At 70.7% G+C, this 15,147-nt stretch carries 10 protein-coding genes and 1 tRNA gene; 4 read left to right on the forward strand and 7 right to left on the reverse strand.

Going from position 1 to position 15,147, the window contains the following annotated elements; genetic code table 11:
- Complete coding sequence (tmk, locus tag ACH34S_RS39030; protein ID WP_395957952.1) at positions 1-2,133, reverse strand: dTMP kinase; 2,133 nt, start codon at positions 2,131-2,133, stop codon at positions 1-3.
- 28 nt (positions 2,134-2,161) lie between these two features.
- Positions 2,162-4,861, reverse strand: a complete 2,700-nt coding sequence (gene topA / locus ACH34S_RS39035; protein ID WP_395957953.1) for a type I DNA topoisomerase — start codon at positions 4,859-4,861, stop codon at positions 2,162-2,164.
- 255 nt (positions 4,862-5,116) lie between these two features.
- Between topA and ACH34S_RS39040 the strand changes: the two genes are divergently transcribed.
- On the forward strand, positions 5,117-5,302 hold the full coding sequence (locus tag ACH34S_RS39040) for a DUF5703 family protein (RefSeq protein ID WP_395957954.1): 186 nt from the start codon (positions 5,117-5,119) through the stop codon (positions 5,300-5,302).
- A gap of 327 nt (positions 5,303-5,629) precedes the next feature.
- Here the strand turns inward: ACH34S_RS39040 and ACH34S_RS39045 are convergent, their stop codons facing one another.
- The 3 genes from ACH34S_RS39045 to ACH34S_RS39055 all read right to left on the reverse strand — a co-directional run bounded on the left by ACH34S_RS39045 (position 5,630) and on the right by ACH34S_RS39055 (position 9,439).
- Positions 5,630-7,210: a chaplin family protein gene (locus tag ACH34S_RS39045; protein ID WP_395957955.1), complete on the reverse strand. Its 1,581-nt coding sequence runs from the start codon at positions 7,208-7,210 to the stop codon at positions 5,630-5,632.
- Between the two features lie 164 nt (positions 7,211-7,374).
- On the reverse strand, positions 7,375-8,043 hold the full coding sequence (locus ACH34S_RS39050) for a hypothetical protein (protein ID WP_395957956.1): 669 nt from the start codon (positions 8,041-8,043) through the stop codon (positions 7,375-7,377).
- Positions 8,044-8,119: 76 nt separating this feature from the next.
- Positions 8,120-9,439 (reverse strand): M20/M25/M40 family metallo-hydrolase, encoded by a 1,320-nt coding sequence (locus ACH34S_RS39055; RefSeq protein WP_395957957.1) that lies wholly within the window; start codon positions 9,437-9,439, stop codon positions 8,120-8,122.
- A gap of 107 nt (positions 9,440-9,546) precedes the next feature.
- On the opposite strand from ACH34S_RS39055, the gene ACH34S_RS39060 reads away from it, so the two are divergent.
- Positions 9,547-9,635, forward strand: a tRNA-Leu gene (locus ACH34S_RS39060).
- On the opposite strand, the gene ACH34S_RS39065 is transcribed toward ACH34S_RS39060, so the two are convergent.
- Together ACH34S_RS39065 and ACH34S_RS39070 are read right to left on the reverse strand one after the other, a co-directional pair.
- Positions 9,614-11,287, reverse strand: coding sequence for a recombinase family protein (locus ACH34S_RS39065; protein ID WP_395957958.1), 1,674 nt, complete (start codon positions 11,285-11,287; stop codon positions 9,614-9,616). The genes ACH34S_RS39060 and ACH34S_RS39065 overlap by 22 nt on opposite strands.
- A gap of 256 nt (positions 11,288-11,543) precedes the next feature.
- Positions 11,544-12,653, reverse strand: a complete 1,110-nt coding sequence (locus ACH34S_RS39070) for a DNA-methyltransferase (protein ID WP_395957959.1) — start codon at positions 12,651-12,653, stop codon at positions 11,544-11,546.
- Between the two features lie 557 nt (positions 12,654-13,210).
- Here ACH34S_RS39070 and ACH34S_RS39075 point away from each other — a divergent pair.
- Complete coding sequence (locus tag ACH34S_RS39075) at positions 13,211-13,555, forward strand: pilin (protein WP_395957960.1); 345 nt, start codon at positions 13,211-13,213, stop codon at positions 13,553-13,555.
- 6 nt (positions 13,556-13,561) lie between these two features.
- On the forward strand, positions 13,562-15,133 hold the full coding sequence (locus ACH34S_RS39080) for a hypothetical protein (protein WP_395957961.1): 1,572 nt from the start codon (positions 13,562-13,564) through the stop codon (positions 15,131-15,133).
- Positions 15,134-15,147: the final 14 nt, after the last annotated feature.

Here is a 15,147-nt window from a genome sequence, read left to right on the forward strand (position 1 = left end):
TCAGAGGTCGGTGATGATGGGGAACGTGCTCGTCACGTCCTCGGTTCCGGCGGGGATCGGGTCGGGGAGGATCTCGCGGATGCGGTACTGGATCTCGCGGCTCAGCTCGCCCTGCGGGCGGCTCGCGTCCAGGATGAGGTAGCGGTCCGGGTCGGCCTCGGCGAGGGCGCGGAAACCGGTGCGGACGCGCTCGTGGAAGTCGTGCGACTCGGATTCGATGCGGTCGGCGGGCGCGGACAGCCGGTCGAGCCCGGCGCGGGACGGGATCTCCAGCAGGACGGTCAGGTCCGGGACGAGGCCGCCGGTCGCCCAGGCGTTGACGCGGGCGATGTCCTCGACCCGCTGCTGCCGCCCGAAGCCCTGGTAGGCGAGGGAGGAGTCGACGTAGCGGTCGCTGACGACGATGGCGCCGCGGTCCATCGCGGGCTTGATGACGTTCGCGATGTGGTCGGCGCGGTCGGCGGCGTACAGCAGGGTCTCGGCGCGGTCGGACAGGCCGGTGGTGTCGCGGTCGAGCAGCATCGCGCGCAGCCGCATGCCGATCTTGGTGGCGCCGGGCTCGTGCGTGGTGACGACGTCGTAGCCGTGGTCGCGCAGCCAGATCGCGGCGAGCCGCGCCTGGGTGGTCTTCCCGGCGCCCTCGCCGCCCTCGAACGCGACGAACACGCCGCGCTGGCCCCGGTGGACGGGCTGGGCGGCGGCAGCGGCGGCCGCGGCCTGCTCCGGCGGCGTGTAGACCTCGCCGTGCAGGGCGGCGCGCAGGTCGGGGACGAGCGGGATGCCGCGCCGGTCGTCCAGCCGCTTGTAGGCGACGAAGCCCGCGAGCAGGGCCAGGACGGCGGCGATGAGCAGCGCGGCGCCCGTCCCGTCGAAGTCGTAGACGGCGCCGCCGAGGTCGAGGCGGTGCGAGCCGACCGCCCCGGCGATCAGCGGGACGACGGCGAACGCGACCACACCGGTGACGAGCGCGACGGAGCGCAGGTAGTCCGACGGCCGGCCGCCGTCCGCCGCGACCGGCGCGGCGGCCTTGTCGGGGTTGTTCAGGGTCGCGGTGGCCGTCGTCCAGGCAGCCCCGGCGAGCACGCCGAGCAGGCCGGTGGCGAACACGACGACCACGAGGTTCTGGACGAGCGCGAGCACCACGAGCGTGACCGCGGCGGCGAGGACGGCGAGGCCGAGAAGCCTGCGGCGGCTGAACGGGACCAGCACGCGCGGCCCGAGGAACAGCCCGGACGCGACGCCCAGCGTGAGCCCGGCGAGGATGCTGCCGTAGCCCGCGTCGCCGCCGCCCAGCTCACCGGTGTGCACGCGCGCGACCGCGACGACCGCGCAGGCCGTGAGGGACGCCGCCGTGACGGCCAGACCGAGACCGCGCACCGCGCCCGCCCCGGCCCCAGCCCCGGTGCCGGTACCGGCCTTGGGGCCCTGGAAGATCAGCTTCAGCGGCGACGCGACGTGGATCGGCACCGAGGCGGGGATGTCGCGGATCGCGGCGACGACGGCGGCCGAGACCAGGAACACGGCGGCCGTCACGAACGGGGCGAGGTCGGCGCGGGAGTCGTCGCCGAGCGTCCCCTCCGCGATGAGGGCGATGATCGCGAACAGCAGCGCGGCGGCGGGCGCGGGGCCGATCACGACGCGGATCGCCGACCGGTGGGCGCGGGCCCGCGGCTCCTCGTCGGCCGGGGCGAGCGCGGGCAGCGACGCGCGCGCCGCCGGGGTCCAGAGCAGGCCCACGCAGGCGATCAGGAACGCGGCGGCCATCGTCCACGGCAGCGTGCCGACGAGCGGGACCGTCACGAGGAGCACCAGCCGCAGTACGTCCGCGATGAGCAGCATGAGCCGGCGGTCGACGCGGGCGGCGAGCATCCCACCGGCCGGCGCGAGCAGCACCGCGGGCAGCAGCATCAGCGCGAGCACGGCGCCGACGGCCTGCGCACGGGCCGCGGCGTCGTCGTCGCTGGTCAGCGCGGCGGCCATCGCCGTCAGCGCCGGCACGCTGAGCCACAGGCCGAGACCGGACAGCGTCAGTGCGGACCGCAGCCGCCGGAACGGCCCGATCCACGATGGAGACGAAACGCCCGGCGGCGGTGACGCTGCGGGGTGCGGCCGGGATGCGCCCGTTCTGGTCATGTCGGTCAGGGTATCGGCGTAGTTGTCCCTAGGAGCCGGACTTCGCGGAGGTTCGACGGCGGGTTGCCGGCTTCTTCTTCCCGCCACCCGCGGCCACCTTCTCGCGACGCTCGGCGAGCAGTTCCGCGGCCCGCTGGATGGTGATCGACTCGACCTCGTCGCCCTTGCGGAGGCTCGCGTTCGTCTCGCCGTCGGTGACGTACGGGCCGAACCGCCCCTCCTTCACCACCACCGGCTTCTGGCTCGCCGGGTCGTTGCCCAGCTCGCGCAGCGGCGCGGCGGCCGCGGCCCGGCCCCGCCCGCGCTGCTTCGGCTGCGCGAACAGCTCCTTCGCCTGCTCCAGCGTGACGGTGAACAGCTCGTCCTCGGAGCCGAGCGAACGGCTGTCGGTGCCCCTCTTGATGTAGGGGCCGAAGCGCCCGTTCTGCGCGGTCACCGGCTCGCCGTCCAGCTCGCCGAGCGTGCGCGGCAGCGACAGCAGCTTCAGCGCGTCGTCGAGCGTGATCGTGTCGAGCGACATCGACTTGAAGAGCGAACCGGTGCGCGGCTTCGCGGCGTCGGCCTTCTTGGTCCGCTTCTTCTTCTCGCCCTCGGCGGGCGGCGCCGGCTCGGGGAGGATCTCGGTGACGTACGGGCCGAACCGTCCCGACTTGGCGACGATCGTGTGCCCGGTCGCCGGGTCGGTGCCGAGCTCGCGGTCGCCGGACGGCTGCGCCAGCAGCTCCTCGGCCCTCTCGGCGGTCAGCTCGTCGGGGGAGATGTCGTCCGGGATGTTGGCGCGCTCACCGTCGCGGTCGAGGTAGGACCCGTACCGGCCGACCCGCACCACGATGTCGGAGCCCTTGATCGGGAAGGAGCTGATGCCCTTGGCGTCGATGTCGCCGATGTCGCCGACGAGCTCCTTCAGCCCCTCCTCGCCCTCGTCGCCGAAGTAGAACCGCGTCAGCCAGCGGACGCGCTCCGCCTCGCCGCGGGCGATCTCGTCGAGACCGTCCTCCATGTGCGCGGTGAAGTCGTAGTCGACGAGGTTGCCGAAGTGCTGCTCCAGCAGGTTGACCACGGCGAACGCCAGGAAGGACGGGACGAGCGCCGTGCCCTTCTTGAACACGTACTCGCGCGCCAGGATCGTGCCGATGATCGACGCGTACGTCGACGGGCGCCCGATCTCCCGCTCTTCCAGCTCCTTCACCAGGCTCGCCTCGGTGTAGCGCGCCGGCGGGCGGGTCGAGTGGCCCTCCGCGTCCACGGAGTTCGCGGTCAGCGGGTCGCCCTCGGCCAGGTTCGGCAGCCGCCGCTCCTGGTCGTCGCGGTCGGTGGACGGGTCGTCCGCGCTCTCCACGTACGCCTTGAGGAACCCGTAGAACGTGATCGTCTTACCGGTGGCGCCGAACTCGGCGCGCTCGTTCTGGGTCGACAGCCCGGTCACGCGGACCGACACCGACTGGCCCGTCGCGTCCTTCATCTGGGACGCGATCGTCCGCTTCCAGATCAGCTCGTACAGCCGGAACTGGTCGCCGGACAGGCCCGTCTCCGCCGGCGTGCGGAACGTCTCGCCCGCCGGGCGGATCGCCTCGTGCGCCTCCTGCGCGTTCTTCACCTTGGAGGCGTACACGCGCGGCTTGTCAGGCACGTACTCGCCGCCGAACAGCGACGCCGCCTGCCGCCGCGACGCCGTGATCGCGGTCTCCGACAGCGTGATCGAGTCGGTACGCATGTAGGTGATGAAGCCGTTCTCGTACAGCTTCTGCGCGACCGACATCGTGTACTTGGCGGAGAAGTTCAGCTTCCGGCTCGCCTCCTGCTGGAGGGTCGTCGTCCGAAACGGGGGGTACGGGCGGCGCGTGTACGGCTTGCGCTCGACGGACTTGACCTCGTAGGGCCGGCCCCGGAGCCGCTCGGCGAGCGCGCGGGCGGCGGGCTCGTCGAGGTGCAGCGCGTCCCGCGTCTTCAGGGTGCCGTCGGACGCGAAGTCGCGGCCCTGCGCGACGCGCTTGCCGTCCACGGAGACCAGCCCGGCCTTGAAGACCTTCGGCTCGTCTTCCTTACCGGTGTCGAACTGCGCGGCGATGTCCCAGTAGTGGGCCGGGACGAACGCGATCCGCTCCCGCTCCCGCTCGACCACCAGCCGCGTCGCGACCGACTGCACCCGGCCCGCCGACAGCTTCGGCATGACCTTCTTCCACAGGACGGGGCTGACCTCGTACCCGTAGAGGCGGTCGAGGATGCGGCGCGTCTCCTGCGCGTCCACCAGCCGCATGTTCAGCTGCCGGGGGTTCGCGGCGGCGCGCTGGATCGCGTCCTTGGTGATCTCGTTGAAGACCATCCGGTGCACGGGGACCTTCGGCTTCAGGACGTCCTGGAGGTGCCAGGCGATCGCCTCGCCCTCCCGGTCCTCGTCCGTCGCGAGGTAGAGCTCGTCGGCCTCGGCGAGCAGCTTCTTCAGCTTCTGGACCTGCTGCCGCTTGTCGGAGTTGACGACGTACAGCGGCTCGAATTCACGCTCCACGTTCACGCCGAGCTTGGCCCACGACTCGCCCTTGTACTTGGCCGGCACCTCCGAGGCGCTGCCCGGGAGGTCCCGGATATGGCCGATACTGGACTCCACGATGTAGCCGCGCCCCAGGTACCCGGCGATCGTCTTCGCCTTGGCAGGCGACTCGACGATCACCAGACGGGTACCGGCGCCGTTGCCCCGGCCACTGTTCGCGGTGCCGTTCTTGGCTGGCACAGTCGCTCCAACCTCGCTGTCTTGGTCCTCGTTGAACAGGCTCTTTCGTACAGACTTCGTATAACGCCCGGGGACGGCGCGTTCATGCCCGCGGGTCGCCCCGACCGCCCCACGATCTTCGCTCCGCCCCCGCGGGCGAACGGGATTCTCACCGCCGCGCGCCCCAGACAGGATGACATGCCGCCGCCGGACGTGCGGACGGGCCCGCCACGGTACGGTGCCGCGTCCCTGGCAGACCACGTAATAATGGTCGCAATGGCGGAGTACACCTACCTCGTCCTGTCACTGCCGCGCGGCACCACGCGTGATACCGCCCGGCGGATCTTGACCGAGCACGCAGAGCGCGGCGGCTGGGAAATCGATCGGTTGCGCCTCTACCCGGACGGCCGCCGCCGTATTCAGCTCCGCCGCAAGGTCATTCGCGTCGTCCGCACGTTCTGACCGTCCGCACGCACGCGCCTTGACCGTCCGCGCTTCCGTCCTGACCGTCCTCCGGCCCCCGCCCGCCACCGATCGGCCGACGAGCGTCGCTCGACCGATACCGGCGGTCCGCCCGGGAGTGTAGCACTACGTACGTTCCCCTTGACGGACGGTGAATCCAAGGCTCCATGACGAGGCTTCGCCCGTCCCGGACCGCGCCTTCCGGGACGGGCGAAGCGTCCTCATCATCATGGCGTCACGACCGCACACCTGGGCGCCACGCCACAACGACATCTCATTCACCGGCCGGCCGGCGCGCCGCTCGGCTCGACGGCTCGGCCTGGGGGTTCAGTGGCGGGACGTGCGGACGCTGCGCATCAGCCCGAGCGCACCGGCCGCGGCGGCCAGCATTCCGGCCACCGCCAGCGTCCACAGCGACCCGGTCTCGGCGCCGTCCGCGATCGTCTCCTGCGCCGCGACGTGCTGGACCGCCCCGAGCCGACCCGCCGCCGGGACGGCCTCGGACACCGTCCCGCCGCCGACCACGCCGCCCGTCTGCGGCAGGCCCTTGGTCACCGTCTTGAGCTGCGGGACCGCCGGCTTCGCCGGCAGGACGTGCCCGCCCGGCACGCCGGGGACCTTCTGCCCCGCCACGTGCCGCGACCCGCCGTCCAGCAACGCGATGTTCCCGTGCCGGTGGGAGACCGCGCCCGCCTTCGGCAGGCCCCCGGCCGCGGGCAGGCCCTTGACCAGGCCGTCCGTCTTGGGGAGGGCACCGGTCTTGGGCAGGGAGGTCGCCGGGGACTGGCGGCCCGTCTGGGGCACACCGCCCGCCTTCGGCAGACCGCCGGCCTTCGGCAGGCCGTGGCCCTTGAGCAGGCCGTCGGCCTTCGGCGTGGCCGCGCCGCCGGCCTTGGGCAGCCCGGCGGCCTTGACCGGCTCGCGCTTGCCCGCCGCGGAGCCGACGGCGCCGTTCAGCCCGTCCACCTTGGACGGGACGGCCAGGGTGGACGTGCCGGAGAGCGGTTCACCGGCGCGGGCCGTCCGGTGGTGCGGGTAGCCGTCGTCGTCGCCGGGGCCGTCGTCGCAGAACGCGACGGCGAAGCCGACGATGGCGGCCGCGTTGCCGCACACCTCCGGCCCGACGGTGATCGGCGCGTTTCCCTGGTTGCCGGACAGGATCCCGCCGGTGCCGGACGTGAGCTGCTCGCCGGAGCCGCCGCCCGCGTGGCCGCCCGTGCAGAACGCGGCGGCCTCGCCGACCGCTGCGACGGCGTTGCCACAGACGACCGGGACGATGCTGATCGGCGCGTTGGCCTGGTTGCCCGAGAGGACACCGAAGGCGCCGTCGGTGAACTGGCCGCCCGAACCGCCGTTCCCGGCGGAGGCGCCGTCCGCGCAGCCAGCCAGCGCGTGACCGACGACCGCGACCGCGTTACCGCACACGGTCGGCGCGACGGTGACCGGCGCGTTCGCCTGGTTCCCCGAGAGGACGCCGCCCGTCCCGTCGCTGAGCTGGGCGTTCGAACCTCCGGGCTCGTCGCCGCGCACGCAGCCCGCGTGCGCGTGCCCGATCACGGCGGCGGCGTTGCCGCAGACGGCCGGCTCGATGCTGATCGGGGCGTTGGCCTGGTTCCCGGAGCCGATGCCGCCCGTCCCGGACGTCGCCTGCAGCCCGTCACCGTGCTCGTGGACCTTGGCGCCGCCGAGGGACCCGCCGGACGCGGCGCCGAGCGGCGCGGCCACGCCGTTGCCGCTGACGTCGGCCGGCGCGGAGATCGGCGCGTTGACCTGGTTGCCGCCGAGGACGCTGCCGCTGCCGTCGGTGATGCCGGTGGAGGCGCCGGCCGGGATCGCGCTGACGCCGAGGGCGACAACGCCCGCGGCGAGCACGGCGGCACGGGATGTGCCCTTTGCCCACGTTCGCATGATGCTCCGTTCATGAAATGGGGGGATCGAGACGCACGGTCGTGTGGGTCTCGTGGGGGGACGACATGCCGCGCAGAGATCAGGGCACGGCACGTCCCGTCCCGGACAGGAGGGGGCGCGGGCATGCCGGGCCGGCCCCTGCCGGGGAGTTCAGTGATCAGTGATCAGTCGGGCGCGAAGGACGGCTCGTCCGCTGCCGTGCGGACGGCCGGTGGCACGGCCCCGGGAAGGCGCCCGGACGGCGCGCGCGCCGGGACCGGTGCCCAGGCCACGGTGCCGGGAAAGCCCGCGGTGAGGCCGGGCATGGCGAGCCCACCGGCGACAGAGTGATCGTCGGGCCGCTCTGGCGCGGGCACGGGCGCAGGATGATCCCGGACGGTCCGCTGCATGCTCTGACCGCCGTCGACCTTGCCCGACCGAGGGGACACGGCTCCCGGTATCCACCGATGGAGCGGCGACACCGTGACGGACACATCGCCGGCTTCGGTCACGCTTTCGGAGATCTTCGGGTGGAGGGGCGCCGCATCGGGCGTCGCCGGCTCTTCCACGGGCTCCGCAGCGCCGACCTGCGGCGGGCTCTCGACCACGGCCTGCACCACGGCAGGCATGGGCGGACGCTCGGTCGCGGCCTCGACCGCCTGCTTCAGCGCGGGTGCTTCCGCGACCACGTCCGGCGGCGTCACGGGCACCTCGTCGGCGTGCGCCGACTGCGCGACGCAACCGAGGATCCAGCCCGCGATCAGCAGCCCGCCAAGAACGAGCAGCCGCCGGACGACCGCGACACGACGCGACGGGACGGCAATCGCCCCCGCCTGCACCGCGTCACGCGCCACCGGTCAACCTCCGTCGCGGATCGTCCCTCAACGAACGGTGACGTTAGCACCACGGAGCGCATTGATGCGGGTGATTTCAGGACCGATCAAGGAATTTGTCGAGGACCCGCACACCGAAGCGCAGACCGTCCACGGGAACGCGCTCATCGATGCCGTGGAACATTCCGGAAAAGTCCAACTCTGGGGGCAGTTTCAGCGGCGCGAAACCGAAGCATCGCATTCCCAGCCGGGCGAACGCCTTGGCGTCCGTCCCGCCGCTCAGGCAGTAGGGCACCGGCAGCGCGCCTGCGTCCTCCGAGGTCAGCGCCGCCTCCATCGCCGCGACGAGCGCCCCCTCGTAGTCCGTCTCGAGGGCGTGGTCATGATGCACGAAATCCCGCTGGACGTCCGGCCCGAGAAGTTCGTCCACCACCGCGAAGAACTCATCCTCATATCCCGGGAGGAACCGTCCGTCCACCTGTGCGGAGGCCGTCTGCGGAATAACATTCGTCTTATATCCGGCATCCAGCCGCGTCGGATTGAGCGTGTTCTTCAGAGTCGCGCCGATCATGCGCGCGATCGGCCCGATCTTCTCCAGGGCCTCCTCCGGCCGCTCCGGATCGAACTCCACCCCGTAGGCCATGCAGACCCGCTCAAGGAACGCCCGCACCGACTTCGTCAGCCGCACCGGGAACTCGTACGCCCCCATCCGCGCGACCGCCGCCGCCACGGCCGTGACCGCGTTGTCAGGGTGGACCATCGACCCGTGCCCGGCCGTCCCCTTGGCGGTCAGGTTCATCCACGCGATGCCCTTCTCCGCCGTCTCGATGAGGTACATCCGCCGGTCCCCGGGCACCGTCAGGCTGAACCCGCCGACCTCCCCCACGGCCTCGGTGCACCCCTCGAACAGCTCCGGATGCTCCCTGACCAGGTACTGCGCCCCCCACTTGCCGCCGGCCTCCTCATCGGCGAGGAACGCGAGCACCACGTCCCGCGGCGGCCGCCGCCCCTCCCGCAGCCGCTGCCGCACCACCGCGAGGATCATCGCGTCCATGTCCTTCATGTCCACGGCCCCGCGTCCCCAGACGCACCCGTCCGCTATCTCCCCGCCGAACGGGTCCCGCGTCCAGTCCTCCTTGCGCGCGGGCACCACGTCCAGGTGCCCGTGCAGCAGCAACGCGTCCCGTCCCGGGTCCTCCCCTTCGATCCGCGCCACCAGGCTCGCCCGCCCCGGATGCGACTCGAAGATCTGCGACTCCAGCCCGACCTCCGCGAGCCTCTCCGCGACGTACTCCGCCGCCACCCTCTCCCCCGGCCCCGAATGATCTCCCGGGTTGCTGGTGTCGATCCGGATCAGCTCCTGGCAGAGCTGGACGACCTCGTCCTCGGCAGTCGGCTGCTGGCCCACAATGCTCACCTCGTGTAGTCGCGTACCCGTCCCATGGTGCCCGCCGATCGACTTCGCCGCGACTCGCCACCTTTGGTATGGTGAACCCCGCCGCAGCCCACTGCGGCCTGCAACCGGTCCGGGTGGCGGAATAGGCAGACGCGCTAGCTTGAGGTGCTAGTGCCCTTCACGGGGCATGGGGGTTCAAGTCCCCCCTCGGACACCAACCATTTCCCCATATAGTGCGGGATCGAGATGCGCCTCGGCCCGCACTTTTTGCTGCTCGGGGTGGTAGGTGAGCTGTAGTCCGAGCTTGCCGTACAGGTCGGCCTTGTGCGCGGGATCGGCGGTGGCCAGCGCCTGGGTGTAGTCGGCGATCTCCTCAATGAGAGCGGCGATGTCGGCTTCGGTGAGGTGTCCCTGGCTCTGGGCAGGGCGCAGTTGCGCTTGGGCGGCTGTGCGCTGCTGCTGAACCTGGGTGATCCACCCGGCGATCATCGCCGGGTCGGTGCCCTCGTCCAAGGCATCCAGGGCGGCGCGGTAGCGGGCGAGTTTGCGGTCGCACTCGTCAATGGTCTGCCGCGCCAGGGCCGTACCGGGGTCTTCGCTGGCGCCGCCGCCTTGCGCGGCCGCGATCGCCGCGATGGTGTCGGCACGGCGATGGGGAGCGAAGTAGCGGCCCAACCACCGGTCCAGACGGGGCAGCAGGACGCTTTCGCGCAGATAGACATTGCGTGGATGCATGATCTTGTTGACCAGTGCGTACTCCTCGGGGAAACGGCAGCGGTAGTAGGGCGCGCCGTTGTTCCAGGAGCCTTCCATTTTGCGGTGGCAGATGCCGCAATGCAGGATGCCCCGCAGCATGTACAGATGACGGGCACGGTGTGGCTTGTGCCGCGCCGGTCCGTGACCTCGGGCTGCTAGCAACTCCTGGGCGGCCCTGAAGGTCTCCTCGTCAATGATCGGTGGATTGACGATGTCGTTGGACCACACCCATTGGTCCGGGGTGTTCCAGACCAGCTTGGTCTCGTGGCCGAGGGTGACGTCGTGGACGTCGATGAGGACTTCGCGTTTGCGCTGCTTGTTCCAGACCTGCCGGCCGGTGTAGCGAGGGTTGGTCACGATGACGCGGATGGCGCTCTTGGACCAGGCCAGGCCGCAGCGGTGCCGGTTACGCGCCCGGTCGTAGGCCGACGGCGACAGAATTCCGTCGGCGGTGAGTCCTTCGGCGATGGCGAAGAAGCCCTTGCCCGCCAGGAACTCGGCGAAGATCCGCTGGACCACCTCGGCGGTGTACGGGTCGATCTCCAGCACGTGCAGTCGCTTGCCGTCGGCGGCCTTGCTCGGATTGGGGTGCGGTCCCGCGTCGGCCAGCCGGTATCCGTAGGGTGGGCGCCCGCCGATGTGCCGGTTGGAGGTCTGTGCCAGCGCCGCCATGGTCGCCCGCACCCGGGTCTTGATCCGGGACCGTTCGCCTTTGCTGATGGATCCGAACGTCGACATGATCATGTCGTGGGCTTCGTTGGCGGGGTCGATGGCCCCGTTCACTTCCGGTACCCACAGCGGCACGTTGTAGTGCTCGAACAACGGGAAGGTGTTGCCGAACTGGTTGCCGTAGAAGGCCCGCTGCGGCTCACCGACCACGACGGCGTCGAAGGCCCGGTCGGGGCTGGCCAGCTCGGCCAGGAGCAGGCTGGCCTGGGGGCGGCGGGCCGGTGGGATGGAGCGGGACTTGTCGACGTCGAAGTACTCGGCGACGATCACTCCGCCGCGAGGGGTGACGAGTTGCTCGGCACGGGAGTACTGCCAAGCGCGGGAGGCTTCGGGATCTTGACGGTCTTCGGTGGAGCAGCGTCCCCAGAACGCTAGTTTGATCATGATTTTCCCTCGGTTGAACGAGATGCTTCTCAGTTCGTGCGCCGCTGCCGGATGGTGAGGAGGAGCCGGAGCAGTGCGCGTGCCGCCTCGGGCGTCAGAGGGGGTGGCTCGGCGGGCAGTTCGACGGACACGGCATCATCGGCCGCATCGCAAGTCAGATCGGCGCGTGGCTTGTCTGGCTTTGCTTCGGCAGCGTATTGGCTGTTCAGCGCCGTGCACCTTACCGAGTGGTGAGTGTTATGTGTCCTGCGGGCCATCATGCGTCACCGTCCCCATGGCGGCTGTCTCTCTGGAGTCGCTGCTCAGCGATGCGGCATAGGTCTGGGTTCTGTTCCACGCCGATGTAGGAGCGGCCGAGGTGCCGGGCGGCGAGACCGGTGGTGGCGTCGGCGGTGAACATGTCCAGCACGGTGCCACCGGGCTGGCATCCGGTGGCAATGCAGGTGAGCGGCACCTCGATCGGCAAGGTGTGCCGCTGTGGGCGTGGCGGCAACGACCAGACGTCGCCGGCGGGTGGGAGCGGCAACGGTTCACGATCGTGCCGTTTCCGCGGTTGGGTTGCCGCGCGGTGTCGGGTGCGGCAATAGCCGATCCCCTTGCCGCTCTTGCCGCTGCCGCGCTGGTGGAGGTGCCGCCTGATGTGCTGCCAGCCGCACCGGGGCGTCTGGCTCTGCCGCTTCTGTTCGGCGCTTGGGTTGTGGTCGAGGCCGAGCTCAGTGATCAAGCGGTTCAGGGGGCGGCGGATGGCGTCGCGGTCGAAGGTGTACTGATCTGTTTTGACCAGCAGGAGGATCAGCTCGTAGGAGAGCGCGAGCCGGTCCGCGGCTGAGGTCTTGGCCATGGTGGGCTGGTTCCAGACGATCACGTTGCGGATGATCCAGCCGTCGTCTTGAAGCGCGAAGGCCAGCTGCCAGGGCAGGCCGATCAGGGAGGTGGCGGGCACGCCGGTCATCGCGTGGTCGCGGATCCGGCGACGGTGGCTGCCTGCGGGCGGGCCGTCCCATCCGGTCTGGCCGGCATAGCGATCACTGGTGATCAGCCAGGCGGTCCCCTGCTCGCTCAGTACGCGGTGGGCTTGTGCGAAGATGCGGCGGAGGGCGGCGAGGTAGAGAGCCGGTGTGGGCTCGCGGCCGTAGCGGGTTGGCGTATCTGCGGCCGTATCGTGTGGCTGCGGTCTCCATGGTGGTGGGCTGGTGACGATGCAGTCGGCGGATCCGGCTGGCATCTCGGCCAGCACCTGGCGGGGGTCTCCGGCGTAGAGGGCGTGGGTCGTGTCGTGCCAGTAGGGGTCGCGCACCTGGTTCGTTCCCTCCTGTGCGTTCAGACCGGTTTCCGGTACGGACGCGATTGTCGGCACGAGCCTCATAGGAACCTCTTAGAAGCGGCCTCCACCTCGGGCGTTTGCCGTGCCGTTGCGCGCTGACCGAGGTTGCCGTTGCCGCTGCGCCGTTCCGTTCGGCGCCGGTTTGCCGGTCGCATTGCCGGTCGCATTGCCGTGCTCGCGGACGGCTGATCTGCCGTTGCCGCTGCGGCACGCCGACGATCGGCGTCTGCGCCATGCCGGGTGCGAGGGAAGCGGGACCCCTGGCCGAAGTCCGGCAGGCCCGGTCCAAGTCTGGTCGTGCCACGCGCTGCTCTGCGGCGGCGTGTGGCCGTTGGGGTCGCGGCGCTGAGATTTCGCATAGATCCCTCTGACCGAGACGGCGGGCCGCGCCTGTTGAGAGGTTTCTATGCGGGGGTGTGGCGTCCTGAGGGCGCCGGGGCCCCGCAGGCGGCCGATCCGCCCGCCCGTGCGGGCCGGGTCCCCGTCCCTTCGAGGCCGCGTGACCGTGGCCGGAAGGAGGTGATGGTCTCCGCTGGCCCGGCCCGCATCCTCCCCCGGTCGCTGCGGGGCCCCGGTCACGTCCATCAAGGAGGTGGCTGATGCGTTCCAAGTTGTCCCGGTGGGCGCCGCCGACCGCCGCTGTGCTGGTCGGGGTCCTGCTGGTGGTGTTTGCGGCGCCGGACGCGTTCGCCGATGCGCTGGCGGCGCCGCCGCAGGATCTGAACACGGTGATCAACCGGATTACCAAGTGGCTGGTGGGGTTGCTGGTGTCGCTGGCGACCTTGTTCTTGACGGTCGGTTTCATCCGGTACCTGCTGGCCGGCGGCGATCCGGGTGAGGTGGGCAAGGCCAAGAACACGTTGAAGTACGCCGCGATCGGCTACGGCGGCGCGGTGATGACACCGGTCCTGGTGACCATCCTCAAAGGCTTCGTGGGCGGCTGATCGGCGATGTCCACTGCTCTGCGCACCTGGCTCGCCGTCTTTTGTTGCTGCGCTGCCGCGTCGGTCGCGGTGGCACTGGCCGCCGTCCCCGCGCAGGCCACCGTGACGACCGTGCCGCGGGGCGCAGTGGCTGCCGAGCCGCCACCCTCGCCGAGTTCTTCGCCCCCGGCACCGTCGGGGACACCGACCAGCCCAAGCCCGTCGGCGCCCGGCGCTCCCAGCCCGAGTACCTCCGCCCCGGCCAACCCGAGTTCCTCACCGGGGACGCCGACCAGTCCGGAAGAGGATTCGGGTGGGTGCGGATGGTTCGACGTCGCGTGCAAGGCCAAGGAGGCGATCAACAACTGGTTCAAGGACCTGGTGTCCTCCGCGATCAATCCGGTGTTCGGGTTTCTGGGCTCATCACTGCTCGTCACCCCGCGGCTGGACCAGACCAGCCGGGTGCAGGGCTTGTGGACCGGATCGCTGGTGGTGGCCAACTCCTGTTACGTGCTGCTGGTGCTGGCCGGTGGGCTGACCTTGATGGGCCGCCAAACCCTGCAGAGCTCCTACGCGGTCAAGGACATCGCGCCTCGCCTGGTGGTCGGCATTGTGGCCTCCAACACCAGCCTGATCCTGATCGGGCAGTCGATCGAGTTCGCCAACGCGTTGTCGGCGGCGCTGCTGGGCCAGGGGGTTGATCCGCAGCAGACGGCCGATCAGCTCCAGAAGATCATCGTGCACTCGCTCAACCCCGGAGACGTGGGGATGTTCATCGTGCTGGTGACCATCTGGGCGGTGTCGCTGGGCGTGATCCTGCTGCTGATCTACATCACGCGGGTCATGCTCACCATCGTGCTGATCGCCGCCGCCCCGCTCGCACTCGCGTGTCACGCGCTACCACAGACCGAAGGGCTGGCCAAGCTGTGGTGGCGCTGCTTCTTCGGCGTGCTGGCCATCCAGGTCGCCCAAGCGCTGGTGTTCATCGCCGCCATGCGGGTGGTGCTCACCACCGACATGGTCACCATCCTGGGCTTTCGCACCCCCGGTGACCAGGTGGACCTATGGACAACGATCTGCCTGCTGTACGTGCTGGTGCGCATCCCGTCCTGGATTTCCCGCCTGATCTGGCAGGGCGGCTTGATCAGCCGCAGCCCGATCACCCGGACGGCGAAAATGATCGTTTCGTTCTTCCTGTTCCGCGGGCTGCTCGGACGGCTCGCCGGGGCCCGTGGCAGCGCGGGCAGAACGCCTCCCCCGCCCCCGCCTGCGGGGCGCTTCACAGGCCCGTCGGTTCCGACGCTTCCCCCGGGGCCGAAACCTCCGCCTCCTGCGGGGCCGGAAGAGATGGCACAGCCACGGTGGGGACCGGCGCATGGGCGGTGGATGCCCCCCGATCCGGCCTGGCACGAGCGCGTGCATCACGGGCGCCCGGCACCCGACAGCGTAGATGAGCAGCAGCGCTGGGGCCGCCCGGAGACCACCTGGACACCTCCGCACGCCGGGGACTGGCGCGCGCCGCCACCCCAGCCGACGCGCCCGCCGCCTCAGGCTCCCTATCAGCCCGACCCGCACCGCCCGTGGAAACGGCCCAGCTGACGGAGGTGACCAAT

The sequence above is a fragment of the Actinomadura sp. 3N508 genome (assembly GCF_044326375.1).
Lineage (GTDB): Bacteria > Actinomycetota > Actinomycetes > Streptosporangiales > Streptosporangiaceae > Spirillospora.

Excerpts from the sequence above, each read along its gene's own strand:
- ACH34S_RS39075 (WP_395957960.1), top strand. The coding sequence starts at position 13,211 with ATGCGTTCCAAGTTGTCCCGGTGGGCGCCGCCGACCGCCGCTGTGCTG.
- tmk (WP_395957952.1), bottom strand. The coding sequence starts at position 2,133 with ATGACCAGAACGGGCGCATCCCGGCCGCACCCCGCAGCGTCACCGCCG.
- ACH34S_RS39080 (WP_395957961.1), top strand. The coding sequence starts at position 13,562 with ATGTCCACTGCTCTGCGCACCTGGCTCGCCGTCTTTTGTTGCTGCGCT.
- ACH34S_RS39070 (WP_395957959.1), bottom strand. The coding sequence starts at position 12,653 with ATGAGGCTCGTGCCGACAATCGCGTCCGTACCGGAAACCGGTCTGAAC.
- ACH34S_RS39065 (WP_395957958.1), bottom strand. The coding sequence starts at position 11,287 with ATGATCAAACTAGCGTTCTGGGGACGCTGCTCCACCGAAGACCGTCAA.
- ACH34S_RS39040 (WP_395957954.1), top strand. The coding sequence starts at position 5,117 with ATGGCGGAGTACACCTACCTCGTCCTGTCACTGCCGCGCGGCACCACG.
- ACH34S_RS39045 (WP_395957955.1), bottom strand. The coding sequence starts at position 7,210 with ATGCGAACGTGGGCAAAGGGCACATCCCGTGCCGCCGTGCTCGCCGCG.